This window comes from Mesorhizobium sp. M0833 (assembly GCF_040319905.1).
GTDB lineage: Bacteria > Pseudomonadota > Alphaproteobacteria > Rhizobiales > Rhizobiaceae > Mesorhizobium.
Map to the genome: position 1 here is coordinate 166,181 of NZ_JAMYOQ010000008.1, position 20,321 is coordinate 186,501.

Sequence of the window (20,321 nt, forward strand, 5' to 3'; positions counted from 1 at the left end):
GTCATCGAAATCTTCAAGCATGAGCCGGAGCTGGCGATTCCGGTGCCGATCGAGGAACTCTGCGTCAGGCTCGACATCCTGGAGATCGTGCCGCTGACGACGGCCGGCTATGAGGGTGGCCTTCTCACGACGGCCGACAAATTCAATGGCACGATCCTCTACAACGCGGCGAGCCCGCGCCAGAGGCGCCGCTTCACTATCGCGCACGAACTTGGGCACTTCTTGATGCCGTCCCATCTGCCATCAGCGGATGGGCGCTTCCTTTGCAGACTCAAGGACATGATGGCCCTCAAGGGCGGAGAGGCTGACCGACGCTTGCGGATGGAGGTGGAGGCCAATCGCTTTGCGTCACAGCTCCTGATGCCACCAGCTCGGTTGCGCGTTGACGTCGCCATCGGCAAGGACCCGGACATCCGGCAGCTCTCCAGCATTGCGACGAAGTACGACGTCAGCAAGGAGGCCGCTGGAAGGGCCTATGTGCGCTTCCGCGAGGAACCTGTCGCCTTGGTGGTAACGCAGAACGGCAAAATCCTGCGCGATTATCGGGATCCGCTGAAATTTCCCAACCTCACCGCACCACGAGGGACCCTTGTTCCGGATCATTCACTGCTGCGGCGCCGCAAGCACGAATTGGGCGTAGCGAGCGACATCGACGAAACCGACGCCGGCGTTTGGACGCATGTTGAAAGAGGCCGCAAGCCAGCCCCGCTCTATGAACAGGTGCTGCTGCAGCGGGATGGCTTTGCGCTCGTCATGTTGTCGAGGGACGCCGAAGCCGGCCGGGACGATGAAGAAGATGAAGAAGCCGAGTTGACTGCAGCGCAACGGCTTAAACGCCGCCTGTCAACTGACAGGTAGGCTGAAAGCCGCCTCCGCCCTAAGCGACACTCTACCTGCAGGCATCTGGGCTCAAGCCTGATAGTTGAGCTAGCTATTTGTTGCGTCAGAAGCGGCATCGACGTTCGCCCTTTGTACTTCGAAAGTCGCATAAATGGCAGACTGGAATGTGAGGGGTTTCACACCTTTCTCATTTCATACTTGCGTGATAGGTGCCGAACCTTGTTAGCAGATTTTGCCAACGCCTCGGCCGAAATCGTTCCGGACCGAGTTGCTGTTTCGATTGCATCGGCGATCTCGTCCAGTTGCGTGCCGATGTCGGCGAGAAGTAGGAAATCGCAACCAGCGTTAAGCGCATCAATTGCGACCGCGGCAACGCTATCGCCACGCATGGTGGCCATGGAATCTAAGTCATCGGCCATCACGACACCATCGAAGCCGAGGGTCTCCTTCAGCATCCGGACCACCGCCTTGGATCGGAGTGCAGCCTTTGCTTGATCGTAGGCCGTCACGATGGCAGGTCCGACCATAATCAGTTCCACCTCGGCAGCGATGGCAGCACGAAAGGGTGCCAGACCCGCCTCGACGTCGGAGAGGGCAAGGGGATTGATTGCAGTAGCATCGACTGCCGGATCGCCAGTTGTCGTGCTGTAGCCTGGAAAGTGCTTGCCCGTCGCTGCGACACGCCCGCTTTGAACGCCGCGGATGTAGGCTGCAGAAAGGCGCGCGATCAGTAGAGGGTCCTTCGACCATGTGCGCCTTTCCAGCCATTTGTTGGAACCGGTCAATACGTCAAGGATAGGAGACAGGAAAACATTGATCCCCATGCCGGCGGCCTGAGTCGCGATAAACATTGAAAGTTCGGAAATCTGTTCTTCCGACGCAAAGGGCAGCTCGCTTGGTGCAGGAAACTGCGGAACCAAATCATGCAGTCGGCAAATCCCCCCCATCTCCTGATCCACTGCCGCAAGTAGCATGCCCGACCTGCCCCGGGCGTCGTCGGTTATCCTCAGGAAGGACTCCGCCGTTTCTGACCCACGTCTGGTATCACTCATTTCGCGGGCTAGATATTCTTCCCGGCTTTCTCCCAGCAGAATGGAGATTCCTCCCCGATCGAGAAAGCGCTTTGCCGGATCACTGAGCATCATTCCATCGAAGGCAGGAAGAATAACCGCGTGAGCATCCTCAGCAGGCGTGAAGCTCATAATTCAGTCCCTCTCGAGTAGATTCTTGAAGACTCACCTCGACGATATAAGCGCGGGCCGAGGCAAGTCTCCTAAAGGCCCTTCCGCCTTTCTGATGACGGCGAGTACCCGCGTCTACGGTCCGTCCGTACCGTCTGGTTGGAAAAGTGAAGCCTGTAGCGCAGCAATGTCCGCTCATCACCCAACCCGGAAGAAGTGTGTTGACCCGGATATTGAAAGGACCGAGTTCTCGAGCTAGCCCCGTTGTCAGACCGTGCGCGCCAGCCTTGGCCGTCATGTATGTGGGGATGATCGACGCTGTACGCGCGCTCAACGATCCAAAGTTGATGATCGACCCGCCTCCGAGACGCTTCATCTGCGGGATGACGGCCTGTGTAGCGAAGAACATTGGCCGCAGGTTGATCGCCATCCTGTTGTCCCGTGTGTCGTTGGCGACATAGTTGATCAGAACTGAAACGTCACCGAGATCTCGCCCGACACGCTCTATCGTCATCTGGAGAGCGGCGATATTGCGGATGTCACATTCGATGAACACCGGTGGATATACGTGCTCGCTCAGCGACGTCACAAGCGCCTCAGACAAGGATTTCTCGATATCGACGAAGGCCACCCTTGCACCTTGCCAGGAAAATCCTTGGATCATCGCTGCGCCGATGCCAGAGCAGCCTCCGGTGATAAAGATGACCTTGCCCTTAAGCGAAGGGTAACAGGCTGAGTTCCGTCGAGAGTGTTTTTGCTGCATGAAAATCCGCGTCCACTTTCTGGATGATGGAGAAGCGAGGGCAGCGCCAGGCGTTCACACCGTCACTGTGATACCACCGTCCACGTAGAGCGTGTGGCCGTTGACGAATGAAGACGCGTCGCTGGCGAAAAACACTGCAGCCCCGATGAGTTCTTCAACATTGCCCCACCGACCGGCCGGTGTGCGCCGCTCGAGCCACGTGGAGAATTCGGGGTCTCGAACGAGAGCCTCGTTGAGCGGCGTCTTGAAATAGCCTGGCGCGATGGCATTGACTTGCAAACCATGCTTTGCCCAATCCGCACACATGCCTCTGGTCAGGTTTCTGACAGCCCCTTTTGTCGCCGTGTAGGGCGCGATGCCCGGACGGGCCAATTCGCTCTGAACAGAGCCGATGTTGATGATCTTTCCGCGCCCGCGGCCTATCATGCCTTTGGCCACGGCTTTGCTCACATAGAAAATGCTGGAGAGATTGGTTCGAAGGAGATCGTCCCATTTGTCTTCCGGGAAATTCTCCAATGCTGATCGGTGCTGGATGCCGGCATTGTTGATGAGAATGTCGATCGAGCCGATCGAGGTCTCAATCCGCTCGACCCCCTGACGCGCAGACAGGGCATCCGTGACGTCGAAGGCCTCCACCTCCACCGACAGACCGTCCTTGAGCAGATCCGTGGCGGCGTCCTTCAACAGCTGTTCACGGCGGCCGTTCAGGACAACACGGGCACCGCACTCCGCCAGGCCACGGGCAAGCGCCAGGCCAATGCCCTGACCCGAGCCCGTAACCAGGGCAATCTTACCATCGAGGTCGAAAAGCCGTCGCATCTGCATTTCGCCTTCGATCAAGAAGCGTAAGACACTGGCGTCGCATGCCAGCCGTCCTGCCGCTTGTCCCAAAAGGCTGTTCTCAGCCGCGCGGAAATCGGACCCGGCCGGTCGTTCCCCAGGATCCTTTTTCCCAGGCGGCTCACCGGCATGATGCCGCCGGCGGTTGTCGAGAAAAAGATTTCGTCGGCAGCTTCGAATTCGCCACGCGAGATATCCCGGACCTCACAGCGAATTCCAAATTCGTCGCAGAGTTCCAGGACTGTTCTTCGAGTGATGCCTTCGAGCGCACCGTGTTTCGGCGTGATGACCTTGCCATCGATGACGGCGAAGACATTGAAGCCCGGTCCTTCCGTCACGTTTCCATCGCGATCCAGTAAAATGCAGGTCTCGGCGCCTTGATCGTGCGCCTCGAAATTCCCGCGTGTCAGGTCGCCCCAGTGGAAATTCTTGATCGTCGGGTCGACTGATTCCGGCGCAATCCGTTGGGGCGACGCGATCATTGCGTGCACGCCGCGTTCCTGCTGCTCTGGGGTGAACACCCACACCCAAGGCATGACATGGCAAATCAAATAGCTGCGGCCGTTTATGGGATGAAGCGGCACGCCGCGCGGCGGGCGGGAGCGGACACAGTCCATCGCCACATAGGCCTCGCGCAAGCCGGTGCGCCGCACCAGTTCGGCGAGAATATTCTTGATCTCTTCGTCGCTTTCCTTCGGGTTCATCCGCAACTTCGTCATCGAGGTGCGAAAGCGTTTGACATGGTCGTCAAGCCGGAAGAATGCGCCGTAGTAGACGCCCGCGACATCATAGGTAACGTCGGACCGGCGGTAACCCCACTCGGTGATGCCGAGCTTGGCATCCTTGAGAGGCATGAATTCACCATCAATGTAGGCCGCGCCAGCGGACCAATCGACGTCTGTCATCGTAGTTCTCCTTGATCTGAATCGTGCCCGCTGTCGGGCAGCCTGACAAAAAAATCCGGGCTAAACGGCCACCGCCAGTTCGCTCCGGCCGGCGCGCAGGATGCGTGTTTGGACGATGTCCAATTCAAGATTGTCGTCTTCGGGAGACCCCTTGACGGCTACTCCGTAGATGTCTCGTGCGCGCTGCACGCTGATCCACCCTTCGGCGAGATCGTGTAGCACCCGCGCCGCATCGCGTTCCCGGGGCGAGCCATATCCACCGCCGCCTGCGGAGTGAGAGACCATGTGCTCACCCGGCTGCAGAGTGACCCCGTAGCAGGGGGGAAGATCGACGACCGAACCATCAGCCTTGCGCATTGCCGCCCTGGACACACCGCCGGCGCCACCGCCGCGGGCGCCTGCGGCAGGCGTGATGGTACCATCGGCGGTGTAGAGGACGGTCAGGGAGTTTCCGCCCCACGGGCCGTACTCGCTATAGACCGACGGCGCGCCGCGAAACGTGCCTGCCCCCTCGGTGTCGCCGAGGATATGGCGATCCTGGATGATGATTGGATGATGGAGCTCGTCGACTTCAACGCTGTCGATATGGCACATCCCCGCATTGCCGGCATGGATCATGGTGAGGAAGCCGTCGGTGACCGGCGTGCCGGCGCCACCACTGATGCCGATATGGACCTGATTGATGAAGGGCTCGTCATTGTTGTAGGGATCGCGCCCGGAGATGACGCCCATTCCTGGCGGTTGGATCGGGCCGGTCGCGGCTTGCCCGAAGCCAGCCGAAAGCTCGGCGATCGCCCGCTGCACCGGATTGGTGACGTGGTCGGCGAGATTGGTGGTCGCCACCGAGCACGAGGCCGGATGCCTCGGTATGCCGACACAACAATTTTCGCGAACCCGAATCTCAATGCGTCGAAAGCTGCCCGCATTGGCGGTAACATGATGATCGAGTATGCCGTTGAAAATCCCGATCATCGCCGCGCTCTTGGCGGTTGCCTCCGTGAGATTGAGGCCGCAGGGCTGGCAATCGGGATTGTCGCGCAGATCGACGATGATGCTGGCCTGGGCCGTATCGACTTCAACGTCCACCTTGACGGGAATGCCGTGCGGGATGCCGGGGAAGGGGTCGTGAGCGGACTCCAGGACGACACGTCCCGAAGACAACCTCCTGATTGCCTCGATCATCTTTTGTTCGGAATAGTCGAACCAGCGGGCTGCGTAGCCCTCAAGCATGTGCCAGCCGATCTCGCGGCCAAGGTTGAGCAGTTCGCGCTCGCCGATGCGGACGGATCCAAGGCTCGCAAGGAAATCACCCCACCATTGGTCCGGGACCCGGATACGGGCCTGGCACATGCGCACGATGTCGTGGTTGGTCTCGTAGTCTTCCTGAATCTTCGTCGCCGAAAAGATCAGCGCGCCCTCTTCGTACAAATCCTTGACGTCAGCGAGATAGCTGGACGGACGGGAATTGCCGCAGTCCGCCTGATGTGCCTTGGCCAGGACGAAGAAGCGCAGGATGCCCTCATCGTCGATGACCGGGACGATCATGCAGTGGTCGGCCGCGTGCGAGTTTCCCTCATACGGGCTGTTGTGGAGGAAGCAGTCGCCGCGCTTGAGCACCGGATGGTGCTTGAGCACCGCCTGGCACATCAAATCAGGGCCGATGAGCGTGTGGTTCGGCAAGCTCTCCGCCGCCGCCAGCAGCTTGCAGTCGGCGGTCAGAACGACACACGAGAAATCATGGGCCGTGTTGAGGATCCCGGAGCGGGCGGTTCGGAAAAGAGTGTTCTGCATCTTGCGGGCGATGGTTTCCATGCGGCTGGAAATCATCGCCATCTGAACGCCGTCCGGCGCCTTCTTCAAAATTTGCTCAGACATGGGAAAGCGCCTCCTTAGAATGTCACACGCAGGCCACCGCTGGCCGTGCGTTCTGCGACTGTGCCCGGATCGACCACGACGGTCGTGAACGATGATTCGATGATGGCGGGGCCGGCAACTGGTTCGCCCGGCTGCATGGCTTCGTAGCGATGAACCGAGACGTCGCTCCAGCCGAGTTCGGAGAAGTAGACCGGTCGCCTTGCGCGACCACCGGCAAAATCGCCTTCGGGGGGGATCGTGCCGGCGGCCCGATCGGTCAGTCTGCATCTGACCTTGGCGCGCCATGTCACGAATTCGACATTGGAATTGCGATCGCTGATCTCGAAAATACGCTGGTGGGTGTCATGGAAGGCATCCGAGACCTGCTTCAAATCGCCGTCGCTCTTCACCTGATCAAGCGGGAGAGGAACGTCGATTTCCCAGATCTGATGCGGATACCGCGCCTCTACGGAATACTCGATGTGGTAGTCGAGAGCCCCGGCGCCGGGCCCTTCCGCGAACTCAAGGCATCGCTTCCTCAGCTCTGCCAGAACCTCGTTGATCTTGTCGCCCGCAAATCTGTCGCTGGTCGTAAATTGCAGTTGCGCATAGTCCGACGAAAGCTCCGACATCAAGGCCCCGGCCGCGCTCATGACCGCACCTGCTTCGGGGATGAGGACACCAGCGCATTGAAGGCGCCTGGCAACTGCGACCGCATTAAGTCCGGCGGCACCGCCGCCGCCGATCATGACGGCCGAGGTGGGATCGATACCCTGATTGACCGTGATCTCCTCGATCGCTCCGACCATCTTTTCGGTTGAAAGCCTCAACACAGCGGCAGCGGCTTCCTCAACCTTGATGCCGAGCGGTTCGGCGACTTTCAGACGCAATTGCCGGGTCGCGCCCTCCCGGTCGAGGACCATGGCGCCGCCCAGGAAGAAGTCCGGGTCGATATAGCCCAGGATCAAGGCGCAGTCCGTGACGGTGGGCTCGGTTCCTCTGCGGCCGTAAGCGACCGGCCCCGGCGTCGAGCCCGCGCTCTGCGGACCGACCTGCAGAATTCCGCCATTGTCGACCCATGCGATCGAGCCACCTCCGGCGCCGATGCTCTTGATATCGACAGATGGAAAGCCGGTCATATGGCCGCGCGTGCGCTGGCCAATCCATGTTTCGCGGCTCCAGGGGATGCGCCCGTCACGCACCAGGCTGACGTCAAAGGTGGTTCCACCCGTGTCCGCGACAATCGCGATGGCGTTGCCAAAATCGCGCTCTGCGTAGTAGCGGCCGGCGACGGGCGCCATCGCCGGTCCAGAATTGATCGAGTGGATTGGAGCGCGTGCAACTGCCGAGGCATCCATGATGCCGCCACTTGAGGTAACCATCAGTGTCCGGCCGTTGAAACCGGCGTCCTGCAGCCGGTTGGTCAAGCCATCGAGATACTTGAACATCAGCGGCTTCAGCGATGCATCGATGACGGTCGCGGAAGCTCGGCGATATTCGCGCAGGGTTGGATTGAGCTGATGCGAGAGCGTGTATGGAACGTCAGGCAGATGCTCCTTCAGCAGGTCTCCGATACGTCGCTCGTGAGCCGAGTTGACGACAGACCACAGAAGGCAAACGCCAACCGCTTCAATTTTCAGAGCCTCCAGTTTTTTGATTGTCGTGATGAAGTCGGCTTCGTTCAAATCCTCGACGATGTTGCCGCGCGCATCGACGCGCTCATTGACTTCGAACGTATATCGCCGAGGCACATAGGGCTCAGGGTAGGCGACCGTGAAGTTGAACGGTTCAATACGCCCGCCCTCGCGCACGACCAGGATATCGCGATGACCTTTGGTCGTGATGAAGGCTGTTTTCGCCGTCTTGCCAGTGATGATCGCATTGATGGCCCGGGTGGTGCCGTGCACGAACATGGCGCCGCGGCTGAGGAAATCCCCGAGGCCTAGTCGATAGTGCCTAGCTGCGAGATCCAAGGCATCGAGCACGCCGCGCACCGGGTCGTCAGGTGTCGTCGACGCTTTGAACAGCCTGATCTCGTTGCCATCTTCAACGACGAGGTCGGTGAAAGTACCACCGGTGTCGCACGCCATCCTGATATGATTTGCGCTGGGTTTGATCTCGGTGGCGTGGGTATCCATAAGGCAAGCCTCTTTCGTGCCGGCGCGGATGCATCCGGCCGGATATTCTGGGGTTGTTGGAAGAAGGGCGCTGTTTGGGACTGCTATTCCAAGTGTCGTTTGCCGACACGCGTGGCAGCATCTTCCTGTGGCGGCGCACATGTGTCTCGAATGACGAGTTCGGGCAGGAAGACCGTGTCGGAGCCGGCGTTGGCCGGCGCCGCATTCGGTTTGAGAACACGCTCGACGGCTGCGCTGGCCATCGCCTCGATAGGCTGACGTATGGTCGTCAGTGCGGGAAATGAGAGCTGGCTGATCCAGGCATCGTCCACGCCAATAATCGACATGTCCTTTGGGACGGCAATGCCGGCGGAACGGAAAGTCGCAAGCAACCCAAGCGCGATCATGTCATTGAACGCGATAATGGCTGTGGGCCTGGGCGACAGCGCCGCCACATCGGAAGCGGCATCGCGACCGACCTCGACCATCTGGGCGTCTGCGACATCAAGTGCGCTCTGGTGACGCTCGAGCACCACTGCCTGGCTGTCATCGAGCTCGTGATCTCTCATCGCTTTCTTGAAGCCGGACAACCTCATCACCCGGCTGTGGGTGATGAGGGGATCCGTGACATACGCAATCCGCCGATGACCGAGAGCAAACAGATGTTCCACGGCAATCCCGATTGCAGCCTCGTGATCGAGATTGACCGTATCGAGCCGAGCAAGCTTCAAATCGAGCCTGTTGGCGTCCACGGCCACGATCGAGAGGTCGCTCCAGGCCGAGTAATAACCCCGCCTGGTGTTCAGGGGCGCGATCGTGATGAGGTCCGCAACGCCTACGGCGGCCAGATTGTCGAGAAACTCCTTCTCGAGCTTCGGATCGCGCATGGTGTTGCACAGGTGAACCCGGTAACCCGCCTTCACTGCGGCCTGCTCGATCGAGAACACCATCTGCCCGTTGAAGGGATTAACGATGCTCGGCACGACAAGGGCGATTACACGGGCCTTACCGGTCTTTAATTGGCGCGCTGCCTGGTTCGGTCGGAAATCAAGCTCAGCAATTGCCGTCGCAATGCGCGTCCTGGTCTCCGTCCCGAGCCGGTGGAATCGATTGTTCATGTAGTTCGAGACGCTGCTCACGGATACGCTCGCCGCTTTCGCGACGTCCTGAATGGTGGCGCGGTCCGCGGCATCTGTGGGCGATCCACTTTTCGGCGGCATGTCGTTCAAATCTCCCAAGGTCCCAGAGACCCTCATTCTACAACTCCCGCAGGAGAACAAAATTTCGATGGTCGCGAGTCCAACTCCGCCGTTGTGCGGTCGAGCAAGTTGGTAAAACGGTACACTAAAAATTCTCCCTGTCAATCGATCGCCGATCTGGCGATGTCGCCTATCATGTCGTCGACATCCCGGGTTTTGGCGAGACAGCTCGACTCTGATGAAGGCAAACACGTCAAAAGGGGAGTTGACAGGTGAAAAAAAGCAGGTGTATCGTTTTACCAGCTGTAGCAAGCCGAAGAGCTTCGCAGCAGGCTTAACGGCGCTGAACACGTCTCGCTTGGGGCAACGCCACGCCTGAAACTTGCACGATCGTTTTCTTGTGATGCTGCCGCTAGTCCGACGGGTACCGGGGCGAAGTCGGCAATACAAAGCTTTCCATCACCAAAAAACCGACGGAGACGGAACATGAAAAAGTTTTTGCTGGCCGCCGCATGTCTAACGTTGCTCGGCGTCCCTGCTCAGGCCGAAACAATCGGCTTCAGCATGCAGCGGTTCGACGACAATTTTCTCGCGATTCTTCGCAGTGGCCTGGAGGCGCACGCCAAAGACCTTGGGAACGTGACGTTGCTGATCGAGGATGCGCAGGGCGATATCGCCCGGCAGCAAAGCCAGATCGAAAACTTCATTGCCGCCAAGGTCGACGGCATGATCGTGATCCCGGTAGAGGCCGATGCCGGCGTCGCAATGTCCAAGACCGCCGACAAGGCCGGAATTCCCCTGGTCTTCGCCAACAATCAGCCTTCCAACGTCGATCAGCTGCCGGAGAAGCAGGCTTTCGTCGGCTCTGACCAGATCCAGGCAGGCAGCCTGGAGGCGAAAGAGGTGTGTCGCCTGCTGGGCGGCAAGGGCAAAGCCGTCATTCTGATGGGCGAACTCGGAACCCTGGTTGCGCGTGGCCGCACCGAGGCGGTGCACGAGGTCTTCAAGTCCGATGACTGCAAGGGCATCGAGATCGTCGAAGAGCAGACGGCCACCTGGTCACGCACGCAGGCGCTCGACCTGACCACAAACTGGCTGTCGGCGGGTCTCAACTTCAATGCCGTCATCGCAAACAACGACGAGATGGCGCTGGGTGCGCTTCAGGCCATCAAGGCAAGTGGCGAATCAACCGGCGACTACGTCGTTGCCGGCATCGATGCAACGCAGGACGCCTTGACAGCCATGAAGTCAGGCGACCTCAAGGTGACCGTTTTCCAGGACGCGATCAGCCAGGGAAAAGGCGCGCTCGACACGGTTCTGAAGCTGGCCCGAGGCGAGAAGACCGACAAGAAGGTCTTCACCACGCTCGAACTCGTCACCAAGGACAATATGGACAAGTACCTGAAAAGGAACTGACCGCCAGCATCGCGCGCCGGTCATTGATCGGCGCGCGGACTGTTCCGTTCGATCTGGATTTGGGACGACTTCGATGCAGACCACAGTCGCCGCTACGCCAATCCCACCTGGTCTTGAGGACAAGCGTCAGCCCTGCCTGCTGAGCGTGACCGGAATCAGCAAGTCGTTTCCGGGCGTGGTGGCTCTCGACGACGTGAGCTTTCAACTCAGGCGGGGTACCGTCCATGCGCTGATGGGCGAGAACGGCGCCGGCAAATCCACGCTGATGAAAATCCTGGCGGGGATATACCAACCCGATGCAGGAGAAATCTTCCTCGACGGCATTTCCGCCCAGTTCAAGACCCCGCTCGACGCGCTGACACAGGGTGTCGGGATGATCCATCAGGAATTGAACCTGATGCCCTCGATGACGGTCGCGGAGAACATCTGGATCGGCCGAGAGCCACGCAATCGATTTGGGATCGTCGATCATCGGCGCATGAATCGCCTATCGCGCGATCTTCTCGCGGAGCTGAAGATCAGCCTGGATCCGGAGGCGGAAGTTCGCCATCTGTCGATTGCCAGCAGGCAGATGGTGGAAATCGCCAAGGCGGTTTCCTATCGCTCGCGTGTCCTGATCATGGATGAGCCCACCTCGGCACTGACAGAGCGCGAGTCGGCCCATCTCTTCGAGATAATCGGGGATTTGAGAAAGCAGGGCATCGGCATCGTCTACATCTCGCACAAGATGCACGAGATCTTCGAAATATCGGACGAGATCTCCGTTTTTCGTGACGGCAAATATATCGGCACCCATGCGGCAGCAGCCACCAGCCGGGACGAGATCATCCACATGATGGTCGGCAGAGACATCTCGACGCTGTTTCCGAAAGAGAACGTGCCGACCGATGATGTCTTGCTTTCGGTTCGGGACCTGACTTTGCGCGGCGTCTTCTCGGGCGTCTCTTTCGATCTGCGGGCGGGCGAGATATTGGGCCTCGCCGGTCTGATTGGGTCGGGGCGGTCCAATGTTGCCGAAACCATCTTCGGGGTGACACCCGCCACCAGCGGCGAGATACGGATAAGGGGGCAACGCGTCGATCTGAGATCGCCACGCGATGCGATCGCCAACGGAATGGCCTTCCTGACAGAAGACAGAAAACAAAGCGGCTGTTTTCTCGTCCTGGACATTCTCGAGAACATGCAGATTGCCGCTCTTCAAAGCCAATTCGTCAATGCCGGTTTCGTGCACGGCAAGGCAATTGCCGCGGCATGCCGCGAGATGAGCAGGACGTTGCGCGTCAAAAGCTCAGGTATCCACACCACGGTCGAAAATCTCTCCGGCGGCAACCAGCAGAAGGTGCTGATCGGACGCTGGCTTTTGACCAGACCGGGCATCCTCATCCTCGACGAGCCGACACGCGGCATCGACGTTGCCGCCAAGGCCGAGATCCACGCCCTGGTCTCAGCGCTCGCCAGCGCGGGCGCCGGCGTCATTCTGATTTCCTCGGAGATGCCGGAGATCCTCGGAATGAGTGACCGCATCATGGTGATGCATGAAGGCAAGATCACCGGCGTTCTGGACCGCGATGAGGCGACGCAGGTCAAAATAATGGAACTCGCTTCGAAGTAGGCGAGGAAAGAGGAACTGTACGATGGGAAAAGACACAACAGCCGCCGCCATGCCTGAGTACCGTGGCGGCCTTGGCGGTTGGCGAAAACCTCAGGAGCTCAATATCTTCCTGGTCCTGGTGGGGATCGTTGTCCTCTGCGAGGTGTGCGGCTGGCTGTTGATCGGGCAGAGTTTCGTCTGGAATCCGCAGCGCCTCACGATCACCATCCTCCAGGTGTCCGTGGTCGGGATTATCGCAATCGGTGTGACGCAGGTCATCATCACCGGCGGCATCGACCTTTCTTCGGGGTCCGTCGTGGCGGCAAGTGCGATGCTGGCGGCTGGGTTTGCCCAATCCGCGGAATGGTCGAAAGCGCTTTATCCTTCGTTGACCGATCTGCCGGCCATCGTCCCGATCGGGGTTGGTGTCCTGGTCGGTTTGATTGCAGGGATAACCAACGGTGTTTTTGTCGCCTATGCCCGGATCCCGCCGTTCATCGCAACGCTCGGCATGATGGTTTCAGCTCGGGGCATTTCGAAATGGTATACAAAAGGCCAGCCCATTTCGGGGCTGACCGATCAATTCACCGCCATTGGCTCGGCTGCATGGCCGGTGTTCGTCTTCATAGTCGTCGCCATAATCTTCCATGTTGCGCTTCGCTACACCCGCTACGGCAAGTACACCTATGCCATCGGCGCGAACGTCCAGGCAGCGCGGGTCTCCGGCATAGATGTCGAAAGGCATCTGGTTAAGGTCTACGCGATCGCCGGAATGCTTGCCGGTCTCGCCGGCATCGTCACCGCGGCGCGCGCGCAGACGGCTCAGTCCGGCATGGGATACATGTATGAGCTCGATGCGATTGCCGCAGCCGTGATCGGCGGAACGTCGCTTGCCGGCGGGGTGGGCCGGATAGGGGGCACCGTAATCGGCGTGGTGATCCTGGGCGTGATGTCGTCAGGCTTCACGTTTCTGCGGGTCGACGCCTACTACCAGGAAATCGTCAAGGGCCTGATCATCGTCACGGCCGTGACCATTGATGTCTACCGGAATCGGCAGAAACGCTCCTAGATCGAGCCCGCTCGCGGGCGCCTACTCCAAAACAATAAAAGCCGCCAGATAAAAATGACAAAGGCAGGAATGTTTCCGCAAGCGCAAGAAGACTTCAGGTCAATTCTGAAAATTCCATCGATGGAGATCGAAAATGCAAATAAGAGCACTGCACAGCTTGACATTGCAGCATTTTGACTTCGGCGCACTCGCCGAATGCGTATCTCAAAGGTGGCGATATCTGGCCAGGGTTCACGACTTTGCTCGTCGCCTTGTTGACAAACATGGGGCGGGCCGTGCGTCGGATCTTACAAAAGGGGCCGCCGCCAGAGCGTCGGGGAGGCGCGGGGCGATCCTGCGGGCCATTGCCGAGTCAGTGAACGATCTGACGCGGTTGGACATTTTCTACCATTGACTGGACGGTTCGAGCTTACGGCAAAAACCGCCCACAGTCGCTCACCACGCAACGATCAACTCAGCCGATCGGGTGCAGTTCTATGGCCAACCAAACCGCATCGGTGTCGGCGAAATAGCGATGCCATGGATATTTCCACTGGTTCGTTCCGCTGACCCGGCAAAACGCCTCATGGGTAAAGCCCGGCGCCATGAGGACATCTTGATAAAGCGTCGCCTGGTCGTTCTCCCGGAATTTCTGCATGCGGCCGGTTCCGAATATCTGCGTGTGGATCTCCAGGAAGGGATGGTTTGTCGTGAATGAAGCAGTCGGTTTCAGCAGGTGACCACCAGGGGTTCAGTTTGAGCACGAAGCGCTGCATTTGCCGTTCCACGGCGACCTCGCCTGTAAAGAACAGCGGGTCGAGCTCGACTTCGCCGATCGTGTCCTGCGGCGAGATGAAGAGCGGGGTCTGGAGCGGGAAAGACCGGATGCGGTTGCCGAGCCATTCCCAGCCGCGGAACATGACGCCGCCCAGGTCGACTGTCTTGCAAACTTTCAGGACAGCGATCCGGCCGCTCTGTTCGATCGTCGCTTTCGACAGCATAGCCGAGCGCCACGGCGCAATTGAAGTCTTGATCGCATCGTCGATGATCAGCCGGTCGCTCGACAGGTTGACGACGATGCTGCTTTCGACGTGCAGGCCGGCGCCATTTTCGAAGAAATCGGCGGCGACGAAATCGTCCGCGAAATTCAGAGATCGATGCTGCAGCAGGCCGGTGCCCCGATGAACACTCATATCGTTCCTCCACCCATCGCGACCGTAGGGCGATGCCGTCCTGCGACCGCTGTCGCCATGTCACATCGACTGACGATCAAAAGGACAGAAAGGGCGGGCTTCAGCAATTTCGCAGACGCCCTTCGATCAGCGCGATCTGACGCAATGCCTGCGTCACTGGCTGGCATTGCCTTGTCAGCGGCAATGGTCGAGCCGTCGATCCAACAGCGGGCAGAGGGTCTGGCGCCGAAATTTCAACGGCCGATTTGGTTTCGCTTCGCAAGCCCGGCGCCATCGCAGAACGGGCGGCAGCATAAGCTGACAGCATTTTACGCACTGGCAGCTTCAGCTTGCGTCACATTAGACATCATTGAGAAATTGCGAGTTGGCTGTCGGCGAAGTCATATCGCAGGACAATCAGCCGATCCGGACCGACCTCCCAGAGGAGTGGTCGTGCATACCGGAGGCAAGCCAGAAAAGAGCGGGGCAAATGCATGCCGGCGCACGAAGACGTGCGACGGCCGACCGCTGACGAGGGGAGTTCTGCAGACATGAAGCTTACTGGCGGCCAGGTCATCGCGACCGCATTGAAGAAGTACGGCATCAAATACGTGGCAGCCATCCCGGGGCATGGATGCTGGGCGATGCTCGATGCCTTCCTGCAGAAGGGCAGCGAAATCCCGGTCATCCAGGTGATGCATGAGCAATGCGCCGTCCACATGGCCGATGGATACTGGCGCGCCTCGGGCAAGCCGATGGCGGCGATGACTTCGATTGGACCCGGTGCCGCTAACACCATCATCGGCCTGGCGACAGCCTACGCCGACTCGACGGCGGTGCCGCTCTTCACCGGCGGGCCGGCGACGCATATGCGCGGCCACGGGGTCATGCAGGAGCTCGATCGCCACCGCACCAATTTCTTCCCGCAGATCGCCAGCGGCGCCGTCAAACGATCTTTCGAAGCTGGTCGCGTCGATGAATTGCCCTTCATCATGCATCGCGCCTTCAACGCCATGCTCAGCGGTCGTCCGGGTCCGGTGCATGTCGAAGTGCCGATGGATATCCAGTCGCAGGCAGCCGAGGTGGACATCCACGACCTAGATCTCAGGATGGCGATGGGCCGCGCCCGACCTGACCAGCGGGCAGTCGAGGCTGCCGCTGCGGCGTTGCTTGCGGCAGAGCGTCCGGTGATCGTGGTTGGCGGCGGTGCCATCACGGCGGAAGCAGCACCGGAAGTGAGGAAGTTGGCCGAAAAGACCGGCGCCGTGGTTGTCACGACCTGGAACGGCAAGAGTGCCTTCCCGGAAGATCATGTGCTTTTCGCAGGAGCGGTAGGCCAGACGGGAACTTCGGCCGGCAACAATATCGCTGCCGGGGCGGACCTCGTTGTTTCCGTCGGCTGCCGCTTCACCGATTGGTCCGCGTCCAGCTGGCGCAAAGGCGTCAGTTTCTCGATCCCGCCGGCGAAGCTTGTCCACATCGACATCGACCATCAGGAGATCGGCAAGAATTACCCGACTGCGGTCGGGCTTGTCGCCGACGCCAAGATGGCGCTTGCCGATATCATCGATGCCATTTCGTCCGAGCAGTCAAAGAAGACGCTTGCCCGGCGGGAAGCATTCCACAATGCGGTCGCTCGTGAGAAGGCCGATTGGGAAACGCAGCTCGCCGTACGTCGCGACAGCAACCAGTTCCCTTTCACGACGCAGCGTCCGCTGAAGGAACTTCGCGAAATCATGGGTCGCGAGGACATTCTTCTGGTCGGCTCAGGCAACACGCAAGGCGTCGTCAAACAGACCTATCCGGTTTACGAGCCACGCACGCACATCACCTCCGGCAGCTACTCCTCGATGGGTTGGGCGCTGCCTGCTGCCCTCGGCGCCAAGCTCGCCTGCCCGGACCAAAAGGTCTGCGTCATCCTCGGTGACGGCGACTTCATGATGTCGATGCAAGAGATGGCGGTGGCAGCGATGCACAACATCCCGATCGTCATCGTCGTACAAAACAATTCCGGCTACATGTCGATCCGCGGCGGACAGCGCAAGATCCTCGGCCGCCATGTCGCCAGCGAATTCAATATGGGCAATGGCGGCGCCTACTCGCCGCAATTCGCTGAAATTGCCAAGAGCTTCGGCATCCACTCCTGGCGCGTCGAGAGCGCCGACAAGCTGAAGCCGGCCCTCGAAGCTGCATTTTCCTGCTGCGGCCCAGCGCTCGTCGAAGTGCCGACGGCGCGCGATGCGGCAGGCGCTTTCGTCCCAGGCTGGTGGGACTTCCCGATCCCCGCCTATCACGACGAAGGTCAGGACGACTATTGGCGAGAACGTGCGCAAGAGCAGCATCTTTGACCGCATGGTCAGGGCAGCAGCGACAATACCGCCACCAAACCTGAGAGGCGCAAGAGCCACGTGACGACGAATAGCCCCCGAGCAACGATCACAGAAATTTTGACCGGCTGGCCCTCGAAATCCTGGCTGGTGTTGCTGCCGACTTTGCTGGTCACGTTGCTGGTCGTCTACGGCTACATCCTGTGGACGGTCGTCGTTTCCCTGACCTCGTCGCGCTTCTTCCCCAAGTACGATTTCGTCGGCATCGAGCAATACGCAAAATTGTGGAAGGCTGATCGCTGGCAGATCGCGGTCGACAATCTTTGGATCTTCGCATCGCTCTTCATCGGCCTTTCAGTTGTTGCCGGCCTGGTGCTTGCGATCTTCCTTGACCAGAAAGTGCGGCTCGAGAACGTCATCCGCAGCATATACCTCTACCCGATGGCGATCTCCTTCATCGTCACCGGCATCGCCTGGAAATGGATACTCAACCCTGGCCTCGGCATCCAGAAACTGGTGCGCGATATGGGCTATGTCGATTTCAAGTTCGACTGGCTGATCGACCCGAAGATGGCCATCTACACCATAGTGCTTGCCGCCTTCTGGCAGTCCTGTGGTTTCGTCATGGCGATTTTCCTGGCGGGCCTGAGAGGTGTCGACGCGGAGCTCTTCAAGGCAGCTCGCATCGACGGCGCTGGCCTGCCGAGAATCTACTGGTCGATCGTTCTGCCGATGCTGCGCCCGGTCTTCTTCAGCGTCATCGTCATCCTGCTCTACCAGGCGCTACGCTCGTTCGACCTCATCGTGTCTCTGACGAATGGCGGTCCGGGGTTCTCCAGCGATCTGCCGACGACCTTCATGTACCAATACACTTTTGGACGTGGCCAGCTCGCTCAAGGCGCCGCAAGCGCGGTGATGATCACGATGACGGTGATCGCCATCATTGTCCCTTACCTCTATTCGGAAATACGCGATGAACGCCGCAACGCTCGCTAGCCCGGTGCCGCGTTCGGCGGCGCGTATCGATGTCGCACGAGTCCTGGGATGGGCCGCGGTCTACTTCACCCTTCTCATCTTCGTTCTGTTCTTTGTCGGGCCATTGTTCGTGATGATCACCACGTCGTTGAAATCGATGGAGGAGATACGTCTCGGCACTTTGGTCGGCATCCCGCGCCACCCAACCATTCAGCCCTGGATCGATGCGTGGTCGAACGCGTGCGTGGGAGTCGAATGCACCGGCCTCAGCCCATTCTTTCTCAACACCATCTACCTGGTCGTTCCGGCAACGCTCATTCCCACGGCAATCGGCGCACTCAACGGCTACGCCCTCACGCAGGTCAATTTTCGCGGACAGAACATCGTCTATGCGATCATCTTGTTTGGCTGCTTTGCACCCTACCAGGCAATTCTGATTCCGCTTGCTCAAACACTCGGCAAACTCGGTCTCGCCGGCACGATCAATGGCCTGATCCTTGCACACGTCGTCTATGGTCTGCCGTTCACGACGATGTTTTTCCGAAACTTCTTCATCTCTGTGCCAAGCGATCTCGCCAAGGCCGCCAGAATCGACGGCGCGGGTTTCTTTCAGACATTTCGCCACGTGATGCTGCCGATGTCGCTGCCGATCATGGTGGTGGTGATCATCTGGCAGTTCACCAGCATCTGGAATGACTTCCTGTTTGGCGTGGCTTTCACCTCGGGACGAAATGTCCCGATTATGGTGGCGCTCAACAACATCGTCTCGAGCAGCACCGGAGAGCGTCCGTACAACGTCGACATGGCTTCGGCCATGCTCGCCGCGTTGCCGACGCTCCTCGTCTATGTGTTCGCCGGGAAGTATTTCGTCCGCGGTCTGATGGCCGGATCTGTAAAGGGGTAGGGCCGTGGCACAACTCAACATCCGCAGTCTTCACAAGTCCTACGGCAACCTCTCGGTGCTCGAGAACATCGACATCGAGGCAAGGGATGGCGAATTCGTCGTACTGCTCGGCCCGTCGGGCTGCGGCAAGTCGACCCTGCTCGGCGCCATCGCAGGTCTCGAACCAATCAGCAGCGGCGACATTCTGATTGACGGGCGCTCGGTCGCCAGACTTGAGCCAAAGGATCGCGACATCGCCATGGTGTTCCAATCCTATGCGCTTTATCCGACGATGACGGTTCGCGATAATATCGCCTTCGGCATGAAAGTGCGCGGCGTGGCAAAGCCAGAGCGCGACAAGGCGATCGCCCGTGTTGCGGAGACGCTGCAGATCGGCGCTCTGCTTGACCGAAAGCCGGGTCAACTGTCGGGCGGTCAGCGGCAGCGTGTCGCGATGGGCCGCGCGCTCGTGCGCTCGCCCAAGGTCTTCCTGTTTGATGAGCCGCTATCGAATCTGGACGCAAAGCTTCGCGTCGAAATGCGCGCAGAAATCAAGAAACTCTACCAGCGTCTCTCGGCGACAATCGTCTACGTGACGCACGATCAGATCGAAGCGATGACGCTTGCGACCAAGATCGTGGTGATGAAATCGGGGGTGATACAGCAGGTCGGCTCACCCGACGAGATCTACGGCCGCCCCGCCAACACCTATGTCGCGGGCTTCATCGGCTCGCCGCCAATGAACCTGATCCCGGCCCGCATGCGTCGAAAAGATGGCCGTGTGCTGCTTGAAATTGAGGGCGCTAGCGACAAACCGCTCCACCTTGCGATCTCGGGTCCTGCCAATGCATCTGTCGCTCCCGAGGGGACGGTGGTCATAGCGGGGATCCGCCCCGAGGCGATCTTTCTACCGCACGAGAAAAATCATGAACACACGCAGAAAGTCGATGCGGTGGTCGACCTTGTCGAGCCAACGGGCTCCGACACGTTCGTCACGCTGAATCTGGGCGGCAACAAAGTCATTGCGCGGTGCCATCCGAAATCGGCCCTGAGGGCGGGCCGCGAGACCTTCCTGGTCGACATCGACGGCATCCAGATATTCGACGTCAATACAGGCATGCGCATCGAGCAGGCCGGAGAGGATTTGGGCATGCCACCGATCGACGTGACGCGGTTCGCGAGCGGGTAAATCACCCCAAGGGCCTTCGAG

General features: G+C 59.5%; 16 protein-coding genes. 8 read left to right on the forward strand and 8 right to left on the reverse strand.

The genetic code is table 11. The annotated features are described in order from the left end of the window. Positions 1–42 precede the first annotated feature (42 nt). Entirely contained in the window at positions 43–858 is an 816-nt protein-coding gene (locus tag NKH98_RS12020; protein WP_352898646.1) for an ImmA/IrrE family metallo-endopeptidase, read from the forward strand. Positions 859–1,016: 158 nt separating this feature from the next. Here NKH98_RS12020 and NKH98_RS12025 read toward each other — a convergent pair whose 3' ends face one another. From NKH98_RS12025 to NKH98_RS12055, 7 genes are all read right to left on the reverse strand, one after another. Then, the gene (locus tag NKH98_RS12025; RefSeq protein ID WP_352502267.1) at positions 1,017–2,042 is read right to left on the reverse strand and encodes a glycoside hydrolase family 3 N-terminal domain-containing protein; all 1,026 of its coding nucleotides are present in this window, start codon (positions 2,040–2,042) and stop codon (positions 1,017–1,019) included. Further along, positions 2,023–2,784: an SDR family NAD(P)-dependent oxidoreductase gene (locus tag NKH98_RS12030; RefSeq protein ID WP_352898650.1), complete on the reverse strand. Its 762-nt coding sequence runs from the start codon at positions 2,782–2,784 to the stop codon at positions 2,023–2,025. The genes NKH98_RS12025 and NKH98_RS12030 overlap by 20 nt, the downstream gene beginning before the upstream one ends. A 54-nt stretch (positions 2,785–2,838) precedes the next feature. Further along, positions 2,839–3,603: an SDR family oxidoreductase gene (locus tag NKH98_RS12035; protein WP_352824804.1), complete on the reverse strand. Its 765-nt coding sequence runs from the start codon at positions 3,601–3,603 to the stop codon at positions 2,839–2,841. Positions 3,604–3,620: 17 nt separating this feature from the next. Continuing rightward, a complete protein-coding gene (locus NKH98_RS12040; RefSeq protein ID WP_352898653.1) occupies positions 3,621–4,529 on the reverse strand; it encodes an aminotransferase class IV in 909 nt (302 codons plus the stop codon). A 60-nt stretch (positions 4,530–4,589) separates the two neighbouring features. Continuing rightward, positions 4,590–6,404 carry a hydantoinase B/oxoprolinase family protein gene (locus NKH98_RS12045; protein WP_352898656.1) on the reverse strand — a complete coding sequence of 605 codons (1,815 nt, stop codon included), beginning with the start codon at positions 6,402–6,404 and terminating at the stop codon, positions 4,590–4,592. A gap of 14 nt (positions 6,405–6,418) precedes the next feature. Then, a complete protein-coding gene (locus tag NKH98_RS12050; RefSeq protein ID WP_352898659.1) occupies positions 6,419–8,521 on the reverse strand; it encodes a hydantoinase/oxoprolinase family protein in 2,103 nt (700 codons plus the stop codon). 83 nt (positions 8,522–8,604) lie between these two features. Continuing rightward, the gene (locus NKH98_RS12055) at positions 8,605–9,720 is read right to left on the reverse strand and encodes a LacI family DNA-binding transcriptional regulator (RefSeq protein ID WP_352824800.1); all 1,116 of its coding nucleotides are present in this window, start codon (positions 9,718–9,720) and stop codon (positions 8,605–8,607) included. 465 nt (positions 9,721–10,185) lie between these two features. On the opposite strand from NKH98_RS12055, the gene NKH98_RS12060 reads away from it, so the two are divergent. The 3 genes from NKH98_RS12060 (at position 10,186) to NKH98_RS12070 (ending at position 13,775) form a co-directional block, all read left to right on the forward strand. Beyond that, a complete protein-coding gene (locus NKH98_RS12060; protein ID WP_352502273.1) occupies positions 10,186–11,115 on the forward strand; it encodes a sugar ABC transporter substrate-binding protein in 930 nt (309 codons plus the stop codon). A gap of 73 nt (positions 11,116–11,188) precedes the next feature. Continuing rightward, on the forward strand, positions 11,189–12,727 hold the full coding sequence (locus tag NKH98_RS12065) for a sugar ABC transporter ATP-binding protein (protein ID WP_352502274.1): 1,539 nt from the start codon (positions 11,189–11,191) through the stop codon (positions 12,725–12,727). 49 nt (positions 12,728–12,776) lie between these two features. Then, positions 12,777–13,775: an ABC transporter permease gene (locus NKH98_RS12070; RefSeq protein ID WP_352502357.1), complete on the forward strand. Its 999-nt coding sequence runs from the start codon at positions 12,777–12,779 to the stop codon at positions 13,773–13,775. Between the two features lie 563 nt (positions 13,776–14,338). Here NKH98_RS12070 and NKH98_RS12075 read toward each other — a convergent pair. Continuing rightward, positions 14,339–14,947 carry a hypothetical protein gene (locus tag NKH98_RS12075; protein ID WP_352898661.1) on the reverse strand — a complete coding sequence of 203 codons (609 nt, stop codon included), beginning with the start codon at positions 14,945–14,947 and terminating at the stop codon, positions 14,339–14,341. Between the two features lie 530 nt (positions 14,948–15,477). On the opposite strand from NKH98_RS12075, the gene NKH98_RS12080 reads away from it, so the two are divergent. From NKH98_RS12080 to NKH98_RS12095, 4 genes are all read left to right on the forward strand, one after another. Next, positions 15,478–17,274, forward strand: a complete 1,797-nt coding sequence (locus NKH98_RS12080) for a thiamine pyrophosphate-binding protein (protein WP_352824795.1) — start codon at positions 15,478–15,480, stop codon at positions 17,272–17,274. Positions 17,275–17,373: 99 nt separating this feature from the next. After that, a complete protein-coding gene (locus tag NKH98_RS12085; RefSeq protein WP_352898663.1) occupies positions 17,374–18,249 on the forward strand; it encodes a carbohydrate ABC transporter permease in 876 nt (291 codons plus the stop codon). Next, positions 18,227–19,132 (forward strand): carbohydrate ABC transporter permease, encoded by a 906-nt coding sequence (locus NKH98_RS12090; protein ID WP_352502279.1) that lies wholly within the window; start codon positions 18,227–18,229, stop codon positions 19,130–19,132. Before NKH98_RS12085 ends, NKH98_RS12090 begins: the two co-directional genes overlap by 23 nt. 4 nt (positions 19,133–19,136) lie before the next feature. Then, a complete protein-coding gene (locus tag NKH98_RS12095; RefSeq protein WP_352898666.1) occupies positions 19,137–20,300 on the forward strand; it encodes an ABC transporter ATP-binding protein in 1,164 nt (387 codons plus the stop codon). Positions 20,301–20,321 lie beyond the last annotated feature (21 nt).